At 64.2% G+C, this 21,740-nt stretch carries 18 protein-coding genes and 1 pseudogene; 8 read left to right on the top strand and 11 right to left on the bottom strand.

Annotated features, from left to right (window positions below):
• From RT697_RS14850 to RT697_RS14840, 3 genes and pseudogenes are all read left to right on the top strand, one after another.
• A pseudogene (locus tag RT697_RS14850) lies at window positions 1-288 on the top strand (NAD(P)(+) transhydrogenase (Re/Si-specific) subunit alpha); the annotation flags it as partial.
• 2 nt (window positions 289-290) lie between these two features.
• The gene (locus RT697_RS14845) at window positions 291-608 is read left to right on the top strand and encodes an NAD(P) transhydrogenase subunit alpha (protein ID WP_006224972.1); all 318 of its coding nucleotides are present in this window, start codon (window positions 291-293) and stop codon (window positions 606-608) included.
• Window positions 605-2,044, top strand: coding sequence for an NAD(P)(+) transhydrogenase (Re/Si-specific) subunit beta (locus RT697_RS14840; RefSeq protein WP_313699817.1), 1,440 nt, complete (start codon window positions 605-607; stop codon window positions 2,042-2,044). Before RT697_RS14845 ends, RT697_RS14840 begins: the two co-directional genes overlap by 4 nt.
• Window positions 2,045-2,071: 27 nt before the next feature.
• Here RT697_RS14840 and glcF read toward each other — a convergent pair whose 3' ends face one another.
• The 6 genes from glcF to tldD all read right to left on the bottom strand — a co-directional run bounded on the left by glcF (window position 2,072) and on the right by tldD (window position 10,426).
• Window positions 2,072-3,307 (bottom strand): glycolate oxidase subunit GlcF, encoded by a 1,236-nt coding sequence (gene glcF, locus RT697_RS14835; protein WP_313699816.1) that lies wholly within the window; start codon window positions 3,305-3,307, stop codon window positions 2,072-2,074.
• Window positions 3,308-3,313: 6 nt separating this feature from the next.
• Window positions 3,314-4,414 carry a glycolate oxidase subunit GlcE gene (gene glcE, locus RT697_RS14830; RefSeq protein WP_313699814.1) on the bottom strand — a complete coding sequence of 367 codons (1,101 nt, stop codon included), beginning with the start codon at window positions 4,412-4,414 and terminating at the stop codon, window positions 3,314-3,316.
• A gap of 12 nt (window positions 4,415-4,426) precedes the next feature.
• A complete protein-coding gene (locus RT697_RS14825) occupies window positions 4,427-5,926 on the bottom strand; it encodes an FAD-linked oxidase C-terminal domain-containing protein (protein ID WP_312429699.1) in 1,500 nt (499 codons plus the stop codon).
• A gap of 182 nt (window positions 5,927-6,108) precedes the next feature.
• Entirely contained in the window at window positions 6,109-7,518 is a 1,410-nt protein-coding gene (locus RT697_RS14820; protein ID WP_313699813.1) for an FAD-linked oxidase C-terminal domain-containing protein, read from the bottom strand.
• A 128-nt stretch (window positions 7,519-7,646) separates the two neighbouring features.
• A complete protein-coding gene (aroG, locus tag RT697_RS14815) occupies window positions 7,647-8,720 on the bottom strand; it encodes a 3-deoxy-7-phosphoheptulonate synthase AroG (RefSeq protein ID WP_175124622.1) in 1,074 nt (357 codons plus the stop codon).
• Between the two features lie 245 nt (window positions 8,721-8,965).
• The gene (gene tldD / locus RT697_RS14810; protein ID WP_313699812.1) at window positions 8,966-10,426 is read right to left on the bottom strand and encodes a metalloprotease TldD; all 1,461 of its coding nucleotides are present in this window, start codon (window positions 10,424-10,426) and stop codon (window positions 8,966-8,968) included.
• Window positions 10,427-11,163: 737 nt separating this feature from the next.
• Between tldD and RT697_RS14805 the strand changes: the two genes are divergently transcribed.
• Window positions 11,164-11,547: an H-NS family nucleoid-associated regulatory protein gene (locus RT697_RS14805; protein ID WP_056567295.1), complete on the top strand. Its 384-nt coding sequence runs from the start codon at window positions 11,164-11,166 to the stop codon at window positions 11,545-11,547.
• 88 nt (window positions 11,548-11,635) lie between these two features.
• On the opposite strand, the gene RT697_RS14800 is transcribed toward RT697_RS14805, so the two are convergent.
• Window positions 11,636-12,271, bottom strand: coding sequence for a DUF4136 domain-containing protein (locus tag RT697_RS14800; protein ID WP_313699858.1), 636 nt, complete (start codon window positions 12,269-12,271; stop codon window positions 11,636-11,638).
• Window positions 12,272-12,421: 150 nt separating this feature from the next.
• Here RT697_RS14800 and pepN point away from each other — a divergent pair, with 150 nt between their 5' ends.
• Window positions 12,422-15,127 carry an aminopeptidase N gene (gene pepN / locus RT697_RS14795; protein ID WP_313699810.1) on the top strand — a complete coding sequence of 902 codons (2,706 nt, stop codon included), beginning with the start codon at window positions 12,422-12,424 and terminating at the stop codon, window positions 15,125-15,127.
• Between the two features lie 10 nt (window positions 15,128-15,137).
• Window positions 15,138-16,157 carry a class 1 fructose-bisphosphatase gene (locus RT697_RS14790; protein WP_175124626.1) on the top strand — a complete coding sequence of 340 codons (1,020 nt, stop codon included), beginning with the start codon at window positions 15,138-15,140 and terminating at the stop codon, window positions 16,155-16,157.
• Window positions 16,158-16,241: 84 nt separating this feature from the next.
• Here the strand turns inward: RT697_RS14790 and RT697_RS14785 are convergent, their stop codons facing one another.
• The 4 genes from RT697_RS14785 to alaC all read right to left on the bottom strand — a co-directional run bounded on the left by RT697_RS14785 (window position 16,242) and on the right by alaC (window position 20,676).
• Window positions 16,242-16,463 (bottom strand): YgdI/YgdR family lipoprotein, encoded by a 222-nt coding sequence (locus RT697_RS14785; RefSeq protein WP_056567306.1) that lies wholly within the window; start codon window positions 16,461-16,463, stop codon window positions 16,242-16,244.
• Between the two features lie 177 nt (window positions 16,464-16,640).
• Window positions 16,641-18,050 (bottom strand): threonine synthase, encoded by a 1,410-nt coding sequence (gene thrC / locus RT697_RS14780; RefSeq protein ID WP_313699808.1) that lies wholly within the window; start codon window positions 18,048-18,050, stop codon window positions 16,641-16,643.
• A gap of 51 nt (window positions 18,051-18,101) precedes the next feature.
• Window positions 18,102-19,406 (bottom strand): homoserine dehydrogenase, encoded by a 1,305-nt coding sequence (locus RT697_RS14775; RefSeq protein ID WP_312429742.1) that lies wholly within the window; start codon window positions 19,404-19,406, stop codon window positions 18,102-18,104.
• 82 nt (window positions 19,407-19,488) lie between these two features.
• Window positions 19,489-20,676, bottom strand: coding sequence for an alanine transaminase (alaC, locus tag RT697_RS14770; RefSeq protein WP_056567313.1), 1,188 nt, complete (start codon window positions 20,674-20,676; stop codon window positions 19,489-19,491).
• A gap of 233 nt (window positions 20,677-20,909) precedes the next feature.
• Between alaC and RT697_RS14765 the strand changes: the two genes are divergently transcribed.
• Together RT697_RS14765 and RT697_RS14760 are read left to right on the top strand one after the other, a co-directional pair.
• Window positions 20,910-21,371 (top strand): Mth938-like domain-containing protein, encoded by a 462-nt coding sequence (locus RT697_RS14765; RefSeq protein ID WP_056567314.1) that lies wholly within the window; start codon window positions 20,910-20,912, stop codon window positions 21,369-21,371.
• The coding region (locus RT697_RS14760; RefSeq protein WP_313699805.1) for a peroxiredoxin at window positions 21,368-21,740 on the top strand (373 nt) is incomplete at its 3' end. The genes RT697_RS14765 and RT697_RS14760, both read left to right, overlap by 4 nt.

Genomic DNA, 21,740 nt, shown 5'->3' with positions numbered 1-21,740 from the left:
CCGATGAAGCCCGGCTCGGTGCTGGTGGATCTTGCCGTCGAACGCGGCGGCAACTGCCCGCTGTCCGAAAAAGGCCGCATCGTCGAAAAGCATGACGTGACGATCATCGGGCTGACCAACCTGCCCGGCCTGGTCGCGACCGACGCCTCGGCGCTCTACGCGCGCAACATCCTGGATTTCCTGAAGCTCATCATCAATGCGGACGGCGCGCTGGCGATCCAGCGCGACGATGAAATCGTGACGGCCTGCCTGGTGTGCGAAGGCGGCAATGTGACGCGGAGGACGTGACCATGGAAGCGATCAACCCCACCCTGATGAATCTGATCATCTTCGTGCTGGCCATCTACGTCGGCTACCACGTGGTCTGGAACGTCACGCCCGCGCTGCACACGCCGCTCATGGCGGTCACCAACGCCATTTCCGCCATCATCATCGTCGGCGCGATGCTGGCCGCCGCGCTGACCGAAGGCGGACTGGCGCGCGGCATGGGCGTCTTTGCCGTGGCGCTGGCCGCCGTCAATGTGTTCGGCGGCTTTCTCGTGACGCGGCGCATGCTTGAAATGTTCAAGAAGAAGGACCGCAAGCCGGGCAAGGAGGAAGCGAAATGATCTCGCTGAATCTCGTCACCCTGCTCTACCTGATCGCCTCGGTCTGCTTCATCCAGGCGCTCAAGGGCCTGTCGCATCCCACCACCTCGCGTCTGGGCAACGCCTTCGGCATGGCCGGCATGGCGATCGCCGTGGTGACCACCGCGGCGCTCATCATCGGGCTGGCGCGAAGCGGCACGGCCACGATCGGACTGGGCTGGGTCGTGCTGGGGCTGCTGGTCGGCGGCTCCATCGGCACGCTGATGGCCAAGCGCGTCGAGATGACCAAGATGCCCGAGCTGGTCGCCTTCATGCACAGCATGATCGGCCTGGCGGCCGTCGCGATCGCCGTGGCCGTCGTGGCCGAGCCGCACGCCTTCGGCATTGCGCCGCCCGGCATGGCCATCCCGACCGGCAACCGCTTCGAGCTCTTCATCGGCACGTTCGTGGGCGCCATCACGTTCTCGGGTTCGGTCATCGCCTTCGGCAAGCTGTCCGGCAAATACAAATTCCGGCTGTTCCAGGGCGCGCCGGTGGTGTTCCCGGGCCAGCACATGCTGAATCTGGCGCTGGCGCTGGCGATGCTGGGCTGCGGCGTCTGGTTCATGCTCACGCAGGAATGGACGCCGTTCATCATCATGACGCTCATCGCCTTCGTGCTCGGCGTGCTGATCATCATCCCGATCGGCGGCGCGGACATGCCGGTGGTGGTGTCGATGCTGAACAGCTATTCCGGCTGGGCGGCCGCGGGCATCGGCTTCTCGCTGAACAACCCCATGCTGATCATCGCCGGATCGCTGGTGGGCTCGTCGGGCGCCATCCTGTCCTACATCATGTGCAAGGCGATGAACCGGTCGTTCTTCAACGTGATCCTGGGCGGCTTTGGCGGGCAATCGGGCGGCGGCGCGGCGGCAGGCGACGCGCAGCAGCGCAGCGTCAAGTCGGGCAGCCCGGACGACGCGGCGTTCCTGATGACCAACGCCGAAAGCGTGACCATCGTGCCGGGCTATGGCCTGGCTGTCGCGCGGGCCCAGCATGCCCTGAAGGAACTGGCCGAAAAGCTGACCGCGCGGGGCGTGACCGTGAAGTACGCAATCCACCCGGTGGCCGGCCGCATGCCCGGCCACATGAACGTGCTGCTGGCCGAGGCCGAAGTGCCTTACGACCAGGTCTTCGAGATGGAAGACATCAACAGCGAGTTCGGCCAGACCGACGTGGTGCTGGTGCTGGGTGCGAACGACGTGGTCAACCCGGCCGCCAAGAATGATCCCAAGTCGCCCATCGCCGGCATGCCCATCCTCGAGGCCTACAAGGCGCGCACGGTCATCGTGAACAAGCGCTCGATGGCGTCGGGCTACGCCGGGCTGGACAACGAACTGTTCTACATGGACCGCACGATGATGGTCTTCGGCGACGCCAAGAAGGTGCTCGAAGACATGGTCAAGGCCGTGGAGTAACCGCAACGCCAGGCGCTGCGCGGGCTGTCAGCCCTGCGCGGCGCGACGCAACTGCTCGTCGACCACCTCGACCCAATGGCGCACCGGCGTATCGGTGCCGCTTTGCAGATGGCCGATGCACCCGATGTTGGCCGACAGGATGACATCTGGACTGCCCGCCGCAATGGCGCCCAGCTTGCGGTCGCGCAATTCCAGCGCAATGTCCGGATTCAATACCGAATACGCGCCCGCAGACCCGCAGCACAGATGCTTGTCCGCAAACGGCTGCAGTTCGAAGCCCAGGTCGGCCAGCAGTTGCTCGGACAGGGGGCGCAGCCCCTGCCAGTGCTGCAACGTGCACGGCGGGTGAAACGATGCCCGCGTGCCGGCCGGCAGGCGCGACCGCAGCAACTCGGCGTGCGGCGCGACGATCTCCGCCACGTCCTTCACCAGCGCCATGATGTCCGCGGCTTTCTGCGCGTACGCCGGATCGTGGCGCAGATGGTGGGCGTATTCCTTGACCATGGCGCCGCAGCCCGACGCATTCATGACGATGGCCTCGACCTTGCCGTCCTGCACCAGTGGCCACCACGCGTCGACGTTGGCGCGCATCTGCGCCACGGCTTCGTCCTGCGCGTCCAGGTGGAAACTGACCGCGCCACAGCAACCCGCGCCCGGCGCGATGCGCGCACCGATGCCGACGGCATCCAGCACGCGGATGGTGGCGGCGTCGATGGTGGGCATCATGGCCGGCTGCACGCAGCCCGCCAGCATCAATACCTGACGATCGTGGCGCGCCACCTGCGGAAGCGGGCCGGCGTCGCGGCGCTCCGGCACCTTGCGCCTGAGCGCCTGGGGCAGGATGCCGCGCAGGCTCTGGCCCAGGCGCATGGCCGGCGCAAACATCGGCGACAGCATCGCCTTGCGCAGCAACGTGCGTTTGGTCTTGTCGCCCCACGACCGCTCCACACGCTCGTCCACGATCTTGCGGCCGATGTCGACGAGGTGACCGTATTCGACGCCGGACGGGCAGGTGGTCTCGCAATTGCGGCAGGTCAGGCAGCGGTCCAGATGCTGCTGCGTGGATTGCGTGGGCTCCTTGCCCTCCAGCACCTGCTTGATGAGATAGATGCGTCCGCGCGGGCTGTCCAACTCGTCGCCCAGGACCTGATACGTCGGACAGGTCGCCGTGCAGAATCCGCAATGCACGCAGCGGCGCAGGATCGCGTCCGCCTCGTTGCCCAGATCGGTGCCGCTTGCCCAGGAAGCCAGATTGGTTTGCATGATGCCCTATAGCTCCAGGACCAGGCGGCCGGGGTTGAAGAGGCCGGCGGGATCGAGCTCCTGCTTCAGCCTGCGGGTGATCGCGCCGACGCCCGGCGCGAGCGGATGAAACACGCCATCGGCCGGCGGCGGGGTATCGGCGGGCCGGAACAGCGTCGCGTGGCCGCCATGCCCGGCCGCCGTCTCGCGCAGCTCGGCGGCATCGCGCGGACCACTCAGCCACCGCTGGCCGCCGCCCCACTCCACCAGCGTCGGCCCCAACTCAAGGTCCGCGGTGGTGGGCGGCAAGGCCAGACGCCACAAGGGTTGTCCGGCCGTGAAGAACGGGTGGGTCTGCTCGCGCAACGACCTCCACCATGCGTCGGCCGCATCCGGCTCTAGCACGTCGCCACCGATCAGCCCGCGCGCGCTTGCCAACGCCGGCGGCGCGCCCGACAGGCGCACCATCGTCACGCCTTCTCCGCCCTCGCCTGCCCAGCTCGTTGCCGAGATGGGCAGGGGCTTACCGCGCCAGAAGGCAAAGTTGGCCAGCGCCTGCGCCTGCGTCGCGGGCAACGCCAGCGTCATCTCTTCCATGGGCTTGGGCACGACCTTCAGCGACACCTCCAGGATGGCGCCGAAAATGCCGTGCGAGCCGGCCAGGAGGCGCGACACGTCATAGCCCGCCACGTTCTTCATGACCTCGCCGCCGAAGGACAGGATGCGTCCGTCCGAATCCAGCAGTTGCGCACCGAGCACGAAATCCTTCAAGGCGCCCGCGCTCATGCGTCGCGGGCCCGACAGACCAGCCGCCACGCAGCCGCCCACCGTCGCGGTGGGCGCGAAATGCGGCGGCTCGAAGGCCAGCATCTGGCCGTGCTCGGCAAGCGCGGCCTCCAGTTCGACCAGCGGTGTGCCGGCGCGCACCGTCACCACGAGTTCAGACGGGTGGTAGCTGACGATGCCGCGGTACGGCGTCATATCCAGCAGGCAGTGACCGTCCTGCGGCCTGACGGGACGGTAATTGCCGTAGAACCGCTTGCTGCCGCCGCCCATCACGAACAGGGGTTTGTGGCCGGCACGGGCCGTCATGACCTGGTCGCACAATTCCGACAGGACAAAATCCATAGGGGATACGTCCTAGAAACGGGCGAGATCGGGGAAGCGCAGTTCTCCCGCATGGACGTGCATCTTGCCGTATTCGGCGCAGCGTGCCAGCGTGGGGATGACCTTTTCAGGATTCAGCAGGCACGGCGGATCGAAGGCCCGCTTGACTGCCAGGAACGCGTCGAGTTCTTCGCGAGAGAATTGCACGCACATTTGATTTATCTTCTCCATTCCCACACCGTGCTCTCCGGTCACGGTTCCTCCCACCTGCACGCACAGCTCAAGAATGGCCGCACCGAATTTTTCGGCGCGCTCCACCTCGTCCGGCTTATTCGAATCGAACAGGATCAGCGGATGCAGATTGCCGTCGCCGGCATGAAAGACGTTGGCGCATCGCAGGCCGAATTCGTCTTCCATCTGTTCAATGGCGCCCAGCACGCGCGCCAGATGACGGCGCGGAATCGTGCCGTCCATGCAGTAGTAATCGGGCGACACGCGCCCGGCGGCGGGAAACGCGTTCTTGCGCCCCGCCCAGAATTTCAGCCGTTCCGCCTCGGATGCCGACACCTGGCAGCGCGTGGCGCCGGCTTGCCGGAACACTTCTTCCATGCGCGCGATCTCGTGCGCCACCTCTTCGGGCGTGCCGTCCGATTCGCACAGCAGGATGGCCTGCGCGTCCATGTCGTAACCCGCGCGGACAAACGGCTCCACCATGTGCGTCGCGCGGCGATCCATCATTTCAAGTCCCGCGGGAATCATGCCCGCCGCGATCACCTGCGTGACCGCGTTGCCTGCCGCCTCGACGCTGGAAAAACTGGCCATGACGACTTGCTGGCAGGCCGGCTTCGGGATGAGCTTGACGGTCACTTCGGTGACGACGCCCAGCATGCCCTCCGATCCGACGAACACGGACAGCAGATCCAGTCCAGGCGCGTCCGGCGCGTGCGATCCCAGTTCGACCACGTCGCCGTCGATCGTGACCACGCGCACGCGCAGCACGTTGTGCACGGTCAGGCCATATTTCAGGCAATGCACGCCGCCGGAGTTTTCCGCGACGTTGCCGCCGATGGAGCACGCGATCTGGCTCGACGGGTCCGGCGCGTAATACAGCCCATACGGCGACACCGCTTCGGAGATCGCAAGATTGCGCACGCCCGGCTCGACGATGGCTGTCGTGCTGGCCAGATCGATGTGCTTGATTCGATTGAATTTGGACAGCCCCAGCAACACGCCCTGGCTGTGCGGCATGGCGCCGCCCGACAATCCCGTTCCGGCGCCGCGCGCCACGATGGGCGCATTCAAGCGCTTGCAGATGCGCATGATGGCCTGCACCTGCGCTTCCGTTTCGGGCAAGGCGACGACCGCGGGAATCGAGCGGTAAAGGGATAGGCCATCGCATTCGTAAGGACGGGTGTCCTCTTCGCGATAAAGCACACAGTGCGCGGGCAACGCGGCCGACAACGCCTCGATGAGCTGCTGCTGCGAATAAGGCGCCTGCACTTGTGCCAGGCCGGTTTCGACCAGTGAATTCATGAGCGCAACAATAGCGCGTGTGCTCATGTTAATCAGGCCGGGATTTACCCGCACCTGACGCATTTACCGGCATTTGCGGCCAGTTCATACGTAACCGGCAGTAAACCGTGAAGCAGCCTGTCGCGTAAAAGCAGCAGGCGCCGCCGATGAGCGGGGAGGCTTTTGCGGCCTCCCCCTGCTGATTACCAGGACACGATCTTGCCCGGGTTCAGGATGTTGTTCGGATCGAACGCGTGCTTCAGACTGCGCATCAGGTCCAGCGCGTCTTCGCCGTGTTCTTCCGCCATGAACTGCATCTTGTGCAGGCCGACGCCGTGCTCGCCCGTGCAGGTGCCGTCGGCCGCGATGGCACGGCGCACGAGGTTGTGATTGATGGCTTCCGATTCCTGCCATTCCTGCGGGCTGTCGGCATCCAGCAGCATCAGCACATGAAAGTTGCCGTCGCCCACGTGGCCGACGATGGTGTACGGGAAGCTTGCGCGGTCCAGTTCCTCGACGGTGTCGCGCACGCAATCGGCCAGGCGCGAGATCGGCACGCAGACGTCGGTGGTGCTGGCGCGGCAGCCGGGACGCAATTGCAGGCCCGCAAAATACGCGTTGTGGCGCGCGGTCCAGAGGCGGCTGCGATCTTCGGGGCGCTCGGCCCATTCGAAGTCCATGCCGCCATGCTCGGCCGTGATGGCCTGCACGGTTTCGGCCTGCTCTTGCACGCCGGCGGGACTGCCGTGGAATTCGAACACCAGCAACGGCGTTTCGCGCAGGGTCAGCTTGCTGTGCAGGTTGACGGCACGCACGCTGGCGGCGTCCATGAATTCGACACGCGCGATCGGCACGCCCATCTGAATGATCTCGATCACGCTCTGCACCGCGGCGTCCAGCGTCGGGAAATTGCAGACGGCGGCGGACACGGCTTCGGGCTGCGGATACAGGCGCACGGTCACTTCGGTGATGATGCCCAGCGTGCCCTCGCTGCCCACGAAAATGCGCGTCAGGTCGTAGCCGGCCGACGACTTGCGGGCGCGGCCCGCGGTGCGGATGATGCGGCCGTCCGCGGTGACGACGGTCAGCGACATGACGTTTTCGCGCATCGTGCCGTAGCGCACGGCATTGGTGCCCGACGCGCGGGTGGCGGCCATGCCGCCCAGGCTGGCGTCAGCGCCCGGGTCAATCGGAAAGAACAGACCGGTGCTGCGGATTTCTTCATTGAGCTGCTTGCGCAGCACGCCGGCCTGCACCGTGGCGGTGAGGTCTTCGGCGTTGATGGCAAGGACCTTGTTCATCTGCGACAGGTCCAGGCTGATGCCGCCCTGGATCGCAAGAATGTGGCCTTCGAGCGACGAGCCAGCGCCGTACGGGATCAAGGGAACGCGGTGCTCGTTGCACACCTTGGCGACGAATGCGACATCTTCCGTCGAGTGCGCGAAGACCACGGCGTCGGGCAGCATGGCAGGGTAAGGCGATTCGTCGCGGCCGTGATGCTCGCGAACGGCGGCCGATTCCGACAGGCGGTCGCCAAAGTGCGCGCGCAGCGCATCCAGACAGGCGGCCGGTACCGCGCGGCGCAACGATTCGGCGTGCAAGGGAGCGTTCATGATCTCGTGGTTTTCCGGGTTCGATAATCCGAATATTCTACGCCGCCTCGCGTGCTGCGCCGCACACCGCCCCAGGCTGACGGTGCGCGGCGCATCCCCTCACTTTCCGGAATCTCGTGCCGCCCGAATTACTTGCCAGAGGTCAGCGCAACGCGGCGGCGTTCGCGCACGGCTTGCGCCAGGCGCTCCAGCACGGCCACCGACGCATCCCAGTCGATGCAGCCGTCGGTGATGCTCTGGCCGTACACCAGCGGCTGGCCCGGCACCATGTCCTGGCGGCCGCCCAGCAGATGGCTTTCGACCATGACGCCGACCAGGCGCGCATCGCCGGCTTCCATCTGGCGCGCCACGTCTTCGACGACGAGCGGCTGGTTCTCCGGCTTCTTGCTGCTGTTGGCGTGGCTGGCGTCGACCATGATGCGCTGCGCGAGACCGGCCTTGGACACGTCCTGGCAGGCGGCGTCCACGCTGGCCGCGTCGTAATTCGGCGTCTTGCCGCCGCGCAGGATGACGTGGCAGTCCTCGTTGCCCGCCGTGGACACGATGGCCGAATGGCCGCCCTTGGTCACCGACAGGAAATGGTGCGGCTGCGAGGCCGCCTTGATCGCATCGACGGCGATTTTCACGTTGCCGTCCGTGCCATTCTTGAATCCCACCGGACACGAGAGACCCGACGCCAGCTCGCGGTGCACCTGGCTCTCCGTCGTGCGCGCCCCGATCGCCCCCCAGGAGACCAGATCCGCGATGTACTGCGGCGTAATCATGTCCAGGAATTCGCATCCCGCCGGCAGGCCCATGCTGTTGATGTCCAGCAGCAGTTCGCGGGCCACGCGCACGCCCTTGTTGATGTCGAAACTGCCGTCCAGGTCGGGATCGTTGATCAGGCCTTTCCAGCCCACGGTCGTGCGCGGCTTCTCGAAGTACACGCGCATCACGATTTCCAGGTCCGCGCTCAGGCGGTCGCGCACGGGCTTCAAGCGCTTGGCGTATTCGATGGCGGCCCGCGTGTCGTGGATGGAACACGGACCGATCACGACGATCATGCGATCGTCCATGCCGTGCAGGATGCGGTGCATGCCTTGCCGCGCGGCGAAGACGGTCTCGGACGCCTCCTTGGTGCACGCGAACTCGCGCATCACGTGCGAGGGCGGATTCAGTTCCTTGATTTCTCGAATACGAAGGTCATCGGTGTTGTGCGACACGGTACTGCTCCTGGGTTGCCCGCCACGGCGGCATAAAAAAAGCCGCCAGATTTGCTGGCGGCTTTTTTGGGGGGATTCTGTCCAAACTTCAGATTGAGCGCGTCCCTTCCTCCGCCAGCGGCTTCAGAAAACCAAAAAAATAAAAATAAAAGGCGGGGGACGCGAATTTCATGGGGACCGACTCTAGCACAGTTTTTTGAGGGCGTCACGCCAGATTTTGCCGCGTGCCGCCCCCATTTATTGCGTCAGGCCGTGCCGCCGACCGTCAGGCCTTCCATGCGGACCGTGGGCATGCCCACGCCGACAGGCACGCTCTGGCCGTCCTTGCCGCAGGTGCCCACGCCGGAATCGAGCTGCAGGTCGTTGCCGATCATGGTGACGCGGTTCATGGCGTCCGGGCCGTTGCCGATGAGCGTGGCGCCCTTGACCGGATACGTGACCTTGCCGTCCTCGATCATGTAGGCCTCGGAGGCCGAGAACACGAATTTGCCGTTGGTGATGTCGACCTGGCCGCCGCCGAAGTTGACGGCATACAGGCCACGCTTGACCGAGGCCACGATCTCGTCGGCGGGCTTGTCGCCGGCCAGCATGTACGTGTTGGTCATGCGCGGCATGGGCAGATGCGCGAAGGACTCACGGCGGCCGTTGCCAGTGGCGGCGGTCTTCATCAGGCGGGCGTTCAGGGTGTCCTGCATGTAGCCGCGCAGAATGCCGTCTTCGATCAGCACATTGCGCTGGGTGGCATTGCCCTCGTCGTCGATGTTGAGCGAGCCGCGGCGGTCGGGAATCGTGCCGTCGTCGATCACGGTGACGCCCTTGGATGCCACGCGCTCGCCGACGCGGCCGGAGAACACGCTGGAGCCCTTGCGGTTGAAGTCGCCTTCCAGGCCGTGACCGACCGCTTCGTGCAGCAGGATGCCGGGCCAGCCCGAGCCCAGAACAACCGTCATTTCGCCGGCCGGCGCCGGACGGGCCTCGAGGTTGACCATGGCTTCGTGCACCGCGCGCTCGACATAGCCCTGCAGCATCTCGTCGGTGAAGTAGGCCAGACCCAGCCGGCCGCCGCCGCCCGCATGACCCATTTCGCGGCGGCCATTGCGTTCCGCAATCACGGTAAGCGACAGGCGCACCAGCGGACGCACGTCGGCGGCCAGGCGGCCATCGCTGCCTGCGACCAGCACCACGTCATATTCGGCGCCCAGGCCGGCCATGACCTGGATCACATGGGGATCGCGCGCCCGCGCCATGCGCTCGATGCGCTCGAGTAGCGCGACCTTTTCAGGCGCGCTCAGGCTGGCGACAGGGTCGATGTCCGCATATAGGCTGCGGCCGATCTCGGCCTCAACATGGGCGGCGACCTTGACCTTGCCCGCGCCGCGGCGCGCGATGCCCCGCACGGCATGCGCCGACGACAGCAGCGCCTCGGGCGACAGGGAATCCGAATAGGCGAAAGCGGTCTTTTCACCACTGACGGCCCGCACCCCCACGCCCTGGCTGATGGAGAAACTGCCCGTCTTCACAATCCCTTCTTCAAGACTCCAGCCTTCGCTGCGCGTGTACTGGAAGTACAGGTCGGCGTAATCGACCTTGTGGGTGAAGATTTCACCCAGTGCCCGCGCCATGTCCGCTTCGGTCAGACCCCAGGGGTCGAGCAGAAGGGATTTGGCGGTGGCCAGGGAAGCAATGGCGGGATCGATGATTTTCATAGGCTCAGTTCAAGAACGGCACCAGGGCCGCGCACGCGCGTCATGGCGCTCAAGACCGTATCGTACCGCCGACACGGGCCCGGCGTCGCGGCGAACGCCAAAAGTCGCGGTTCGCCGCAGTGGCAAATGTGGCACTGCATGCGAGACAAAATGGTCTCGCATTATCTCGCCCAAACAGTTGGGGGCGGCATACTGGGTATCAAGTTAAGCAATTGCGCCCGGGTTGGCTTGCCTGCCAGAGCGCTTTTTAAGTCGTCGTACGACCTGACAACAAAATGAAATCTGGGGGACGGAACCCCCGTTGGTTTGGGGGTATACCACCGCAGGGGGGTCACAAAGCCATAATGTATAACGCGTGTGTTTGCGACAAATTCAGCACGCATGGAGCGTGCGGATATTGACGCTAAAAGCGCGCCGATAGTTCCCACCGCACCTTGCACGCTCCCGATTTCGCCAGGCCCAGAGCCGTTCTCGCGGTTGTCCGACAATCGGCGAATTCCCGCTAAACCCGTAAACCAAGCGGTCGCTTGTTTCAGTTTGTCCCAAATTTAAGATATTGCTTCCTATGTCGTGAAAATTGCGGTGACCCGCAGGCGATAAGCCTTCCCGCCCTTTTGATACAAAGTAATTAGTCTGAGAATCGCGATACTTCGACTTAAATTCTGTATTATGCGAAGCACAACAAATAAACATAACTTCGCCGGCGATTAAAGCAGTTCCATAATCAGGAATAAACCATGGCCCGAGAAACCTACGCAGCTCTGCAAGCAAAGATCGAAAAGGAAATCAACAAGCTCCAAAAGAAGGCGGAAGTCCTCCAGACGAAGCGCCGCAAGCCGGTGATCACGTCCATCATCACGTCGATGCGCGAGTACGACATTACGCCCGAAGAAATCATCGCCGCGTATGGCGCCGGCAAGCCTGCCCGCGCTGCAACGGGTGGCCGCCGCAAGGCAAGCGCCCCCGCCCGCGCAGGCGGCGCCGCGAAGCGCGCAGTGGCGCCCAAGTACCGCCACCCGCAAACCGGAGAAACCTGGAGCGGTCGCGGCAAGGCGCCGCGCTGGCTCGCGGCCGAAGAAGCCGGCGGCGCCACCCGCGAGAGTTTTCTTATCAAGGAATAAAACCTATTCCTCAGTAAGAAATAAAAGCGGCGCACCATCATGGTGCGCCGCTTTTATTTTAGGCAGGCGCACGGGGCGCCCTCCTGGCTCAACGCGCGGGGAATTGAATCTCGCGTTCCGCGCCATTATTGCCCGGGAAGTTGTCGAATATTGCACGCACCAGATAGGGCATGGTGCGAATCAAATCGTCTCGCTCGCTCAGTATGAAGGCGGTCGAACGGTAAACCTCGGCGCCGCCTTGCTGGGTATCACGTATGAAGAGCGACAGGGAATTGCGCTGGACCACCATGGGAACATCCACCCAGTCCGGCCCCCAGAATCCTGCACCCATGCCCCAAGGTCCCGGCCCATAGAAACCGCCGTAGCCGCCATAGAAATACGGATCGTACGGACGGCGCACCATCACCTGCGTCTGCGTGGTGCCATAGCGGAACGACACCTCGAAGCGGCCCTTCACGCCGGGTCGCGCCTCAACCAGGCCCGTGGCGCCAATGCCTGCGCGCACCATGTCCTGGAAGGACTGATATTCCAGATTATTGATTTGCGACGGGTCGGCAGGAACAAACTGATAGGTCTGGCCTTCGACAGCCGCCGGCCATTGCTGAAACGACGTCACGCGTGCCGAGACCGTCGGCGCGGCGCAGCCCGTCAACGTCATCGCCCCCAGCACGGCAAATATGCCGGCCCACCGGCCTAGACTGCTGAACCAAGACGACCTGGACATTTGCGACTCCTCTGCGCGCGACGGCGCCATCATAACGAGCTTTGACATAAGCGCTTGCCAAAAGTTTTCAGGCTAGCCCGTAAGCCCAAGGTTCCGCTCCCTGGCCAGCCACTACAATAGCCTTCTTGTTCATACAGGACTGCAAATCCCATGCGCACCGACACGCCCGTTACCGTTTACCGCAAGGATTACCAGCCCTACCCCTACGAAATTCCCGAAGTCGCCCTCGCCTTCGACCTCGCGCCCGACGCGACCGAAGTGCGCTGCACCATGCACGTGCAGCGCAGGCCTGAAGCCAGCGCCGACGCCGCCCTGATCCTGGACGGAGAAGAGTTGGAACTCGTGTCGGTAGGCGTGAATGGCGAGCCGCTGCCCGCCGCCAGCTACCAGTTGTCCGAACACACGCTCACGCTGCGTGGCCTGCCCGCCGACGCCACGGTTGAAATTGTCAGCCGCTGCAAGCCGTCCGCCAATTCCACACTGATGGGTTTGTATGTGTCGGGCGGCAATTTCTTCACGCAATGCGAGGCCGAAGGATTCCGGCGCATTACCTGGTTCGCCGACCGACCCGACGTCATGTCGCGCTATCGCGTGACGCTGCGTGCGAAGCCCGAGTATCCCGTGCTGCTGTCCAATGGCAACCTGATCGCCTCGCGCCAGTTGCCCGACGGCCGCAACGAGGTCGAATGGGAAGATCCGTTCCCCAAGCCCTGCTATCTGTTTGCATTGGTGGCGGGCAACCTCACTCATCGCGAAACCACGGTCAAAACGGTCAGCGGCCGCGATGTGCTGCTGCAGGTCTACAGCGACCCCGGCTCAGAAACGAAAACCGAATGGGCGTTGGATTCGCTGGTGCGTTCGCTGCGCTGGGACGAGAGCCGCTTCGGACTCGAACTGGACCTCGACCGTTTCATGATCGTCGCCGTCCATGACTTCAATATGGGAGCCATGGAAAACAAAGGTCTGAATATCTTCAACGCGGCCTACGTGCTGGCCGATCCGCAGACGGCCACCGACGCGAACTACGAAGGTATCGAATCGGTCATCGGGCATGAGTACTTCCATAACTGGACCGGCAACCGCGTCACCTGCCGCGACTGGTTTCAGTTGAGCCTGAAGGAAGGCCTGACGGTTTTCCGCGACCAGGAATTCAGTGCCGACATGATGGCGCGCGACATGGACGCCGCAGCCGCGGCCAGCGCGCGGGCCGTCAAACGCATCGACGACGTCGTGGCGCTGCGCGCCGCCCAGTTCCCCGAAGACGCCGGCCCGATGGCCCATCCGATCCGTCCGGAAAGCTACCAGGAGATCGGCAACTTCTACACCGCCACCGTGTACGAGAAAGGCGCCGAGGTCATCCGCATGCAGCACACGCTGCTGGGCGAGGCCGGTTTCCGCGCGGGCATGGACGAATACTTCCGTCGCCACGACGGCCAGGCCGTCACGTGTGACGATTTCGTCGCAGCCATGGAATCGGTTTACGTCAAGCAGCATCCCGGCCGCGACCTGTCGGTGTTTCGCCGCTGGTACCGGCAGGCCGGCACGCCGCGGGTCACGGTCAGGCTTGATCACGATGCCGCCGCGCGCCGCTGCACTGTGACGCTCACCCAGTCCTGCCCGCCCGTCGGCGTCGAAAAGAAGGCCGGCCCGGACTACGTGAAGGCGCCCTTCCACATTCCCTTTGCGATCGGCCTGCTGGACCGCGAAGGCAACGCGCTGCCGCTGCGCCATGACGGCGCCATCGTGGACACCGCGCTGCTGGAGCTGACGACGCAAAGCCAGCAATGGGTGTTCGAGGATATCGCCGAACGGCCGGTGCCCTCGCTGCTTCGCGACTTCTCCGCGCCGGTCATCGTGGACTACGACTGGTCCAACGAGGAATTGGCGCTGCTGTCCGCACACGACGGCAATCCGTTCGCGCGCTGGGAAGCCGGCCAGGAACTGGCCACCCGCCAGATCCTGGCGCTGGCCGACGCCCGCCAGGCGGGCCATACGCTGCACGCAGACACGGCCTTCATCGACGCCTGGCGCGCGTTGCTCACCGATCCCGCGCTGGATGCCGCCTACCGTGCGCGCGCCCTGGCGCTGCCGTCGGAAAAGACGCTGGCCGAGCGCATGCAGCAGGTGGATCCGCCTGCACTGGCCGTGGCGCGCGACTTCCTGCGCGCCGAACTGGGCCGTCAACTGCAGGCCGAATTCCGCCAAGCCTTCGACGAGAACCAGACGCCGGGCGAGTACAGCCCCGCTCCGATTCCCGCCGGCATGCGCGCCCTGAAGAATCTGGCGCTCAGCCACCTGATGGCGGCGGGCGAGCCCGAGGCCCAGCGCCTGGCCGAACAGCAGTACGCCACCGCGGGCAACATGACCGACAGCATGGCCGCGCTGACTGCCCTGATCAACTTCGGACAAGGCGACTTCCCGCAGCAGGCGCTGGCCGCTTTCTACACGAAGTGGAGCGAAAACCCGCTGGTGGTGGACAAGTGGTTCGCGTTGCAGGCGGCTGCCCGCTCGACAACCGTGCAGACGGCCCGCGAGCTGATGAAGCACCCTGCCTTCACGCTGCGCAACCCCAACCGCGCCCGCGCGCTGATTTTCCAGTTCTGCCTCAACAATGCCCGCGGCATGCACCATCCGGACGGATCGGGCTATGCCTTCTGGGCCGAGCAGGTGCTGGCGCTGGACGCGCTGAACCCGGAAATCGCCGCGCGCCTGGCGCGTGCGCTGGACAACTGGTCGCGCTTCGTCCCCGCGCTGCGCGCGCCCATGCAGGCCGCACTTGAAAAAGTGCGCCAGCATGACGGCCTGTCGCGCAACGTGCAGGAAATCGTATCCAAGGCTTTAGAATTCGCCGCATAGGGAGATCCTTTTGAAACGTAAAACACTGACTCAATACCTGGTGGAGCAACAGCGCTCCGCCCAAGCCCTGGCGCCGGAAGTCCGGCTGCTGATCGAAGTGGTGGCACGCGCCTGCAAGGCCATCAGCCATGCGGTCAGCAAGGGCGCGCTGGGCGGCGTCCTCGGCAGCCTGGAAAGCGAGAACGTCCAGGGCGAAGTGCAGAAAAAGCTGGATGTGCTGTCCAACGAGATCCTGCTCGAAGCCAACGAATGGGGCGGCCACCTGGCGGCCATGGCCTCGGAAGAGATGGAAACCATCCATCTGATCCCGAACCGCTACCCCAAGGGCGAATACCTGCTGCTGTTCGATCCCCTGGATGGCTCGTCGAACATCGACGTGAACGTCTCCATCGGCACCATCTTCTCGGTGCTGCACGCGCCGCACGACGTGTCGGGCGCCCCCGTCTGCGAAGACGACTTCCTGCAGCCGGGCAACAAGCAGGTGGTGGCCGGCTATGCCGTCTACGGCCCGCAGACGATGCTGGTGCTGACCATCGGCAACGGCGTCGTGGGCTTCACGCTGGATCGCGAAATGGGTTCGTGGGTGCTGACGCACGAGAACATCCGCGTGCCGGAAGACACGAAGGAATTCGCCATCAACATGTCGAACATGCGGCACTGGGCCCCGCCGGTCAAGCGCTACATCGACGACTGCCTGGCCGGCTCCACCGGCCCGTTGGGCAAGGATTTCAACATGCGCTGGATCGCCTCGATGGTGGCGGACGTGCATCGCATTCTCACCCGCGGCGGCATCTTCATGTACCCGTGGGACGCGCGCGAGCCCGGCAAGGCCGGCAAGCTGCGCCTGATGTACGAAGCCAATCCCATGAGCTTCCTGATCGAACAGGCGGGCGGCGCGGCCATCAACGGCACCCAGCGCATCATGGACATCCAGCCTGAAAAGCTGCACCAGCGCGTGAGCGTGATCCTGGGCTCCAAGAACGAAGTCGAACGGGTGGGCCGTTACCACGCCGAGGACGCGGGCAAGTAAACCGCGCCCATTCGTTCCGCAGCAAAACAAAAGCCCCGGCCATGACAGCCGGGGCTTTTGCTTGGTGCAGAGGGTCAGGCTTGCTTACTTGACCTCTTCGATCGACTTCACGTCGTCCTTGTTGATCTGAACCTTCTTGCCGTTCTGTTCGTATTCATACATGCCCGACTTCTTGTCGTATTCGGGCTCGTCGGGCGCTACGGTCGAAGATCCGTCGCGTTGGTTGATAACCGAGGGCGACGAGCATCCGGCCAGTACTCCAACGCCGGTCATCACCAGGGCCAACGTCATGGTCTTCAGGTTCATGGTCGTGTTCTCCGAGTGTTGAATAGTGATTTCACTCTAGCCCAATCGCCCCCCAAAATCGTGTCGGGTTGTGGGCAAAATGCTTAAGAACGTAATCGGACCCGGCCCCAATAATGAAAAACCCCTCTCAGCGTGCGACTGAGAGGGGTTGCAACCGTATACAAGCGGCAAGCGTGCTTACACCTTGGCGTGCGCCTCGATGAAACGGCGTACGGATGCTTCGTCGCAGTCCATGACTTCGACGCGTTGCGGCAGCGATTCCAGATCGGCAAGGTTGCCGGGCGGCGTGGCAGGACGGCCGAGCGCTTCCTCGATGGTCTCGGAGAACTTGGCCGGCAGCGCGGTTTCCAGCACGAGCATGGGGATGCCCGGTTCGACGAATTCGCGCGCGACCTTCACGCCGTCAGCGGTGTGCGGGTCGACCAGCACGCCGGTGGCGTCATACAAGGCGCGAATCGTCGCCAGACGGTCCACATGCGAGCTGGCGCCCGACACGAAGCCATACTGCGACTCGAACTGGTCCTTCATGTCGGACAGGTCGAACGCGCCATCGCGCGGCAGCGCAGTCCACAGCGCCTTCACGCGGTCGGTATCGCGGCCCACCAGATCGAACACGAAGCGCTCGAAATTGGAGGCGCGCGAGATATCCATCGACGGGCTGGACGTGGCGTAGGTCTGTTCAGCGGGACGCGGACGATAGACGCCGGTGCGGAAGAATTCTTCCAGCACGTTGTTTTCGTTCGTGGCCAGCACGAGGCGACGTATCGGCAGGCCCATGCGGCGCGCGATGTGGCCCGACAGGATGTTGCCGAAGTTGCCCGACGGCACGGCAAACGACACTTCCTGTCCGGCGCGTTCGGTGGCGCGCAGCCAGCCATGGAAGTAGTAAACGACCTGGGCGGCAATGCGTGCCCAGTTGATCGAGTTCACGGCGCCAAGACGATACCGGTTCTTGAAGTCCAGGTCGCCGGCCAGCGACTTGACGATGTCCTGCGCCTGGTCGAACACGCCGCGCACGGCGATGTTGTGGATGTTCTCGTCCTGCAGTGAGTACATCTGCGCCCGCTGGAAGGCGCTCATGCGGCCATGCGGCGACAACATGAACACCGCAACGCCCTTCTTGCCGCGAAGCGCGTATTCCGCCGCCGAGCCCGTGTCGCCTGAGGTGGCGCCCACGATGTTCAACGTGGTGCCGCGCTTTTCCAGCACGTATTCGAAGACCTGGCCGAGGAACTGCATGGCCATGTCCTTGAACGCCAGCGTCGGACCTTCCGACAGACCCAGCAACGACAGCCCGCCGTCGAGCGGACGCAACGGAACGATGTCCTCGCTGCTGAAGATCTGCGACGTGTAGGCGGCGCGGGTCAGGCGGCGCAGGTCGTCCGCGGGAATGTCCGTAGCGAACAGCGACAGCACTTCGAAGGCCAGGTCGGCATATGGCAGGCCACGCCAGGATCCCAGCGTTTCAGCGGAGACCTGGGGCAGCGTCTGCGGCACGGCCAGCCCGCCATCGGGCGCCAGGCCTTCAAGCAGGATGTCGGAGAATTCCAGCGCGGCCATGCCGCCGCGCGTAGAGATGTATTTCATGTCAATGGCTCCACGATGGGCCTGGCTCCCTTGCGAGGGAGCCAGGCTTCATCAGGTCAGGTTCTCCACGCGCAGGCGCGTGACCTTGGACCGCACGAAGGGCAGCGATTCGATGCGCTCGATGGCTTGGTTGACGTTGCCTTCCACGGCCTCATGCGTGAGGAAGATGATGTCGGCGCCACCGATGTGCGACGGCTGCTGGATCATCGAACCGATGGAAATGCCGCGGTCGGCCAGGATGCGGGCGATGTCCGCCAGCACGCCCGGCTGATCGTCAACGCGCAGGCGCAGATAGTAGGACGTGCTGACCTGCTCGATCGGCAGGATGGGCGTGTCCGACATGGCGTCCGGCTGGAAGGCCAGATGCGGCACGCGGTTGCCCGGATCGGCGGTGTGCAGGCGCGTCACGTCGACCAGATCCGCCACGACGGCCGAGGCGGTGGGCTCTTCGCCCGCGCCCTGCCCGTAGTACAGCGTGGGGCCGACGGCGTCGCCCTTGACCAGCACCGCGTTCATCGCGCCTTCGACATTGGCCAGCAGTCGCTCGGACGGCACCAGCGCCGGATGCACGCGCAGCTCGATGCCGTCGGGACGGCGCTTGGTGATACCCAGCAGCTTGATGCGATAACCCAGGCGTTCGGCGTGCTCGATGTCTTCGGCGGCCAGTTGCGAGATGCCTTCGATGTGGGCGCGGTCGAACTGCACCGGCACGCCGAATGCCAGCGAGGCCAGCAGCGTCAGCTTGTGCGCGGCGTCCACGCCTTCCACGTCGAACGTCGGGTCGGCTTCGGCGTAGCCCAGGCGCTGGGCTTCGGCCAGCACGTCGGCAAAGGGCAGGCCGCGCGAGCGCATTTCGGACAGGATGAAATTGGTGGTGCCGTTGATGATGCCGGCCACCCACTGGATGCGGTTGGCGGTGAGGCCTTCGCGGATCGCCTTGATGATGGGAATGCCGCCGGCGACGGCGGCTTCGAAGTTCACCATCACGCCGCGTTCGGACGCGGCGGCGAAGATCTCGTTGCCATGCTTGGCCAGCAGCGCCTTGTTGGCCGTGACCACATGCTTGCCGTTGGCGATGGCTTCCAGCACCAGCTCGCGGGCCAGCGTGTCGCCGCCGATCAGCTCGACGACGATGTCAATTTCGGGATCGCGCACCAGCGCACGCACATCGGTGTCGACCAGAATGGAATCGCCCACGCGGGCGCGCGCCTTTTCCACATCGCGCACGGCGGCGCGGACGACTTCAATGCGACGGCCGGCGCGACGCGCGATTTCCTCGGCGTTGCGGGACAGCACGGTCCATGTGCCGCCGCCAACCACGCCAAGACCAAGCAGGCCCACTTTCATGGGGTTCATCGCGCCGCCCTCTGCGGGCGGGCGTTGAGGGGAATTCATTTCACTTCTCCATAATCCTGTGCGCTGCGGAAGTGGACTGCCGTCATTTCAGCAGACCGTCCTTGCGGAACATATCTTTGATGCCACGCACCGCCTGGCGGGTGCGCTGCTCGTTTTCGATAAGAGCGAAGCGTACGTATTCGTCGCCATACTCGCCGAAGCCGATCCCGGGGGACACGGCCACTTTCGCATCCGACAGGACACGCTTGGCAAATTCCAAAGAGCCCATCGCCCGGTAGGGTTCGGGGATCTGCGCCCAGATGTACATGGACGCCTTGGGAATTTCCACATTCCAACCTGCTTCATGCAGGCCGCGCACGAGCACGTCGCGGCGGCTTTGATACTGCGCCACGATTTCGTTCACGCAGTCCTGCGGACCGTCCAGCGCGGCGATGGACGCCACCTGGATCGGCGTGAACGTACCGTAGTCGTGATAGCTCTTGATGCGCGCGAGCGCGTTCACGAGCTCGCGGTTGCCGACCATGTAGCCGATGCGCCAGCCCGCCATGTTGTAGCTCTTGCTCATCGTGAAGAACTCGACGGCGACGTCGCGCGCGCCGGGCACCTGCATGATGGACGGGGCCACGTAGCCGTCGAACGTGATGTCGGCGTAGGCCAGGTCATGCACCACGAGGATGTCGTGTTCCTTGGCCAACGCGACCACGCGCTCGAAGAACGACAGGTCGACGCACTGGGCGGTCGGGTTGCTGGGAAAGCCCAGCACCATCATCTTGGGCTTCGGGATGGATTCGCGCACGGCGCGCTCCAGTTCCTCGAAGAAGTCCACGCCCGGCGTCATGCGCACGGAACGGATGTTGGCGCCGGCAATGACGGCGCCGTAGATGTGGATCGGGTAGCTGGGATTGGGCACCAGCACGGTGTCGCCGCGGTCCAGCGTGGCCAGCATCAGGTGGGCCAGGCCTTCCTTGGAGCCAATGGTGACGATGGCTTCGGAGTCGGGGTCGAACTCGACCGCGTAGCGGCGCTGGTACCAGTCACAGATCGCCTTGCGCAGACGCGGGATGCCCTTGGACACCGAATAGCCGTGGGTGGTGGGACGGCTGGTCGCCTCCACCATCTTGTCGACGATGTGCTTGGGTGTCGCCCCGTCCGGATTGCCCATCGACATGTCGATGATGTCTTCGCCGCGCCGACGCGCCGCCATCTTGAGCTCGCCGGTAATGTTGAAAACGTACGGGGGCAAACGCTCAATGCGAGAGAACTTCCTCATGATGGGAATCCTTAGGGGCGAAAAGGCAAAAAGACCAGGGCGCGGTCGCGCGAAGGGGAAAGGGGGCTTAGAGCCGCGCCAGCACACGATTGCAGCGCAGCAAAACCCTGTAATCTAGCGCAACGACGCCTGAGGGGCAAATGGGAAAAAAAAGCCCTTTTCCCTCGTGGATACGTTGCAACATGCGCCGTGTCCGATGCGCTATTATCAAGCACGTATAGCCGGAGTTTTTATTGAAGCTGCATACCGATCCTGCGACGGCCGCTCTTAACACTGTCACCGCTTACGGTGATGGTTATATCGAGGTCAACCAGGTACGTTTTTCCTCCTCGGTCGCTTTTGGCCCCGAAGGCGAAGTGACCATCTGGCCCGTTGAGTCGCCGGCCGACATTACCTCCTCCCTCTTGCTTCAGGCAGCCGGATTGTCCGAGCCCGCCCGCAACCCCCTGGATTTTCTGGATGCCCCGGAAGCCGCGCCCAGCCGGCCGGCCAACGCGCCCGAAGTCCTGCTGGTGGGCACCGGCGGCAAGCAACAGTTCCTGCGCCCCGAAGTATTACGTCCCCTTTTGGCCGTCGGCATTGGCGTGGAAACGATGGATACCCACGCCGCCTCGCGCACCTACAACATCCTGATGGCTGAGGGACGGCGCGTGGTCGTCGCCCTCATCCCGCCCAATGGAGCATCCAGTCAATGACGCCGAGCATAGGCAAACCCGCCCCGCTGTTCACCGCCGAAAGCACGATAGGCCCCATCAGCCTTGAACAGTGCCAGGGGCGGGCGGTGATCCTGTATTTCTACCCCAAGGACAACACGCCCGGCTGCACCACCGAAAGCCAGGATTTCCGCGATCTGCACGGCGACTTCCTGTCGGCCAGCGCGATCGTGATCGGCATCTCGCGCGACTCGCTGAAATCGCACGAGAATTTCAAGGCCAAGTACGAGCTTCCTTTCCCTCTCATCTCCGACGCCGACGAAACCGTCTGCAATCTGTTCGGCGTCATCAAGCAGAAGAACATGTATGGAAAGCAGGTGCGCGGCATCGAACGCAGCACCTTCTTGATCG

Origin of the sequence: Achromobacter sp. (genome assembly GCF_032113835.1) — a bacterium.
Lineage (GTDB): Bacteria > Pseudomonadota > Gammaproteobacteria > Burkholderiales > Burkholderiaceae_B > Achromobacter.
The sequence above is the reverse complement of the archived record's forward strand: the minus strand, read 5'-3'. Positions and strand labels throughout refer to the sequence as shown.

Coding starts and splice junctions, on each gene's coding strand:
- pepN (WP_313699810.1), top strand. CDS start 12,422: ATGCGCACCGACACGCCCGTTACCGTTTACCGCAAGGATTACCAGCCC.
- thrC (WP_313699808.1), bottom strand. CDS start 18,050: ATGAAATACATCTCTACGCGCGGCGGCATGGCCGCGCTGGAATTCTCC.
- RT697_RS14820 (WP_313699813.1), bottom strand. CDS start 7,518: ATGAACGCTCCCTTGCACGCCGAATCGTTGCGCCGCGCGGTACCGGCC.
- RT697_RS14845 (WP_006224972.1), top strand. CDS start 291: ATGGAAGCGATCAACCCCACCCTGATGAATCTGATCATCTTCGTGCTG.
- tldD (WP_313699812.1), bottom strand. CDS start 10,426: ATGAAAATCATCGATCCCGCCATTGCTTCCCTGGCCACCGCCAAATCC.
- RT697_RS14785 (WP_056567306.1), bottom strand. CDS start 16,463: ATGAACCTGAAGACCATGACGTTGGCCCTGGTGATGACCGGCGTTGGA.
- RT697_RS14805 (WP_056567295.1), top strand. CDS start 11,164: ATGGCCCGAGAAACCTACGCAGCTCTGCAAGCAAAGATCGAAAAGGAA.
- RT697_RS14800 (WP_313699858.1), bottom strand. CDS start 12,271: ATGTCCAGGTCGTCTTGGTTCAGCAGTCTAGGCCGGTGGGCCGGCATA.
- glcF (WP_313699816.1), bottom strand. CDS start 3,307: ATGCAAACCAATCTGGCTTCCTGGGCAAGCGGCACCGATCTGGGCAAC.
- glcE (WP_313699814.1), bottom strand. CDS start 4,414: ATGGATTTTGTCCTGTCGGAATTGTGCGACCAGGTCATGACGGCCCGT.
- RT697_RS14825 (WP_312429699.1), bottom strand. CDS start 5,926: ATGAATTCACTGGTCGAAACCGGCCTGGCACAAGTGCAGGCGCCTTAT.
- alaC (WP_056567313.1), bottom strand. CDS start 20,676: ATGAGGAAGTTCTCTCGCATTGAGCGTTTGCCCCCGTACGTTTTCAAC.
- RT697_RS14775 (WP_312429742.1), bottom strand. CDS start 19,406: ATGAACCCCATGAAAGTGGGCCTGCTTGGTCTTGGCGTGGTTGGCGGC.
- RT697_RS14840 (WP_313699817.1), top strand. CDS start 605: ATGATCTCGCTGAATCTCGTCACCCTGCTCTACCTGATCGCCTCGGTC.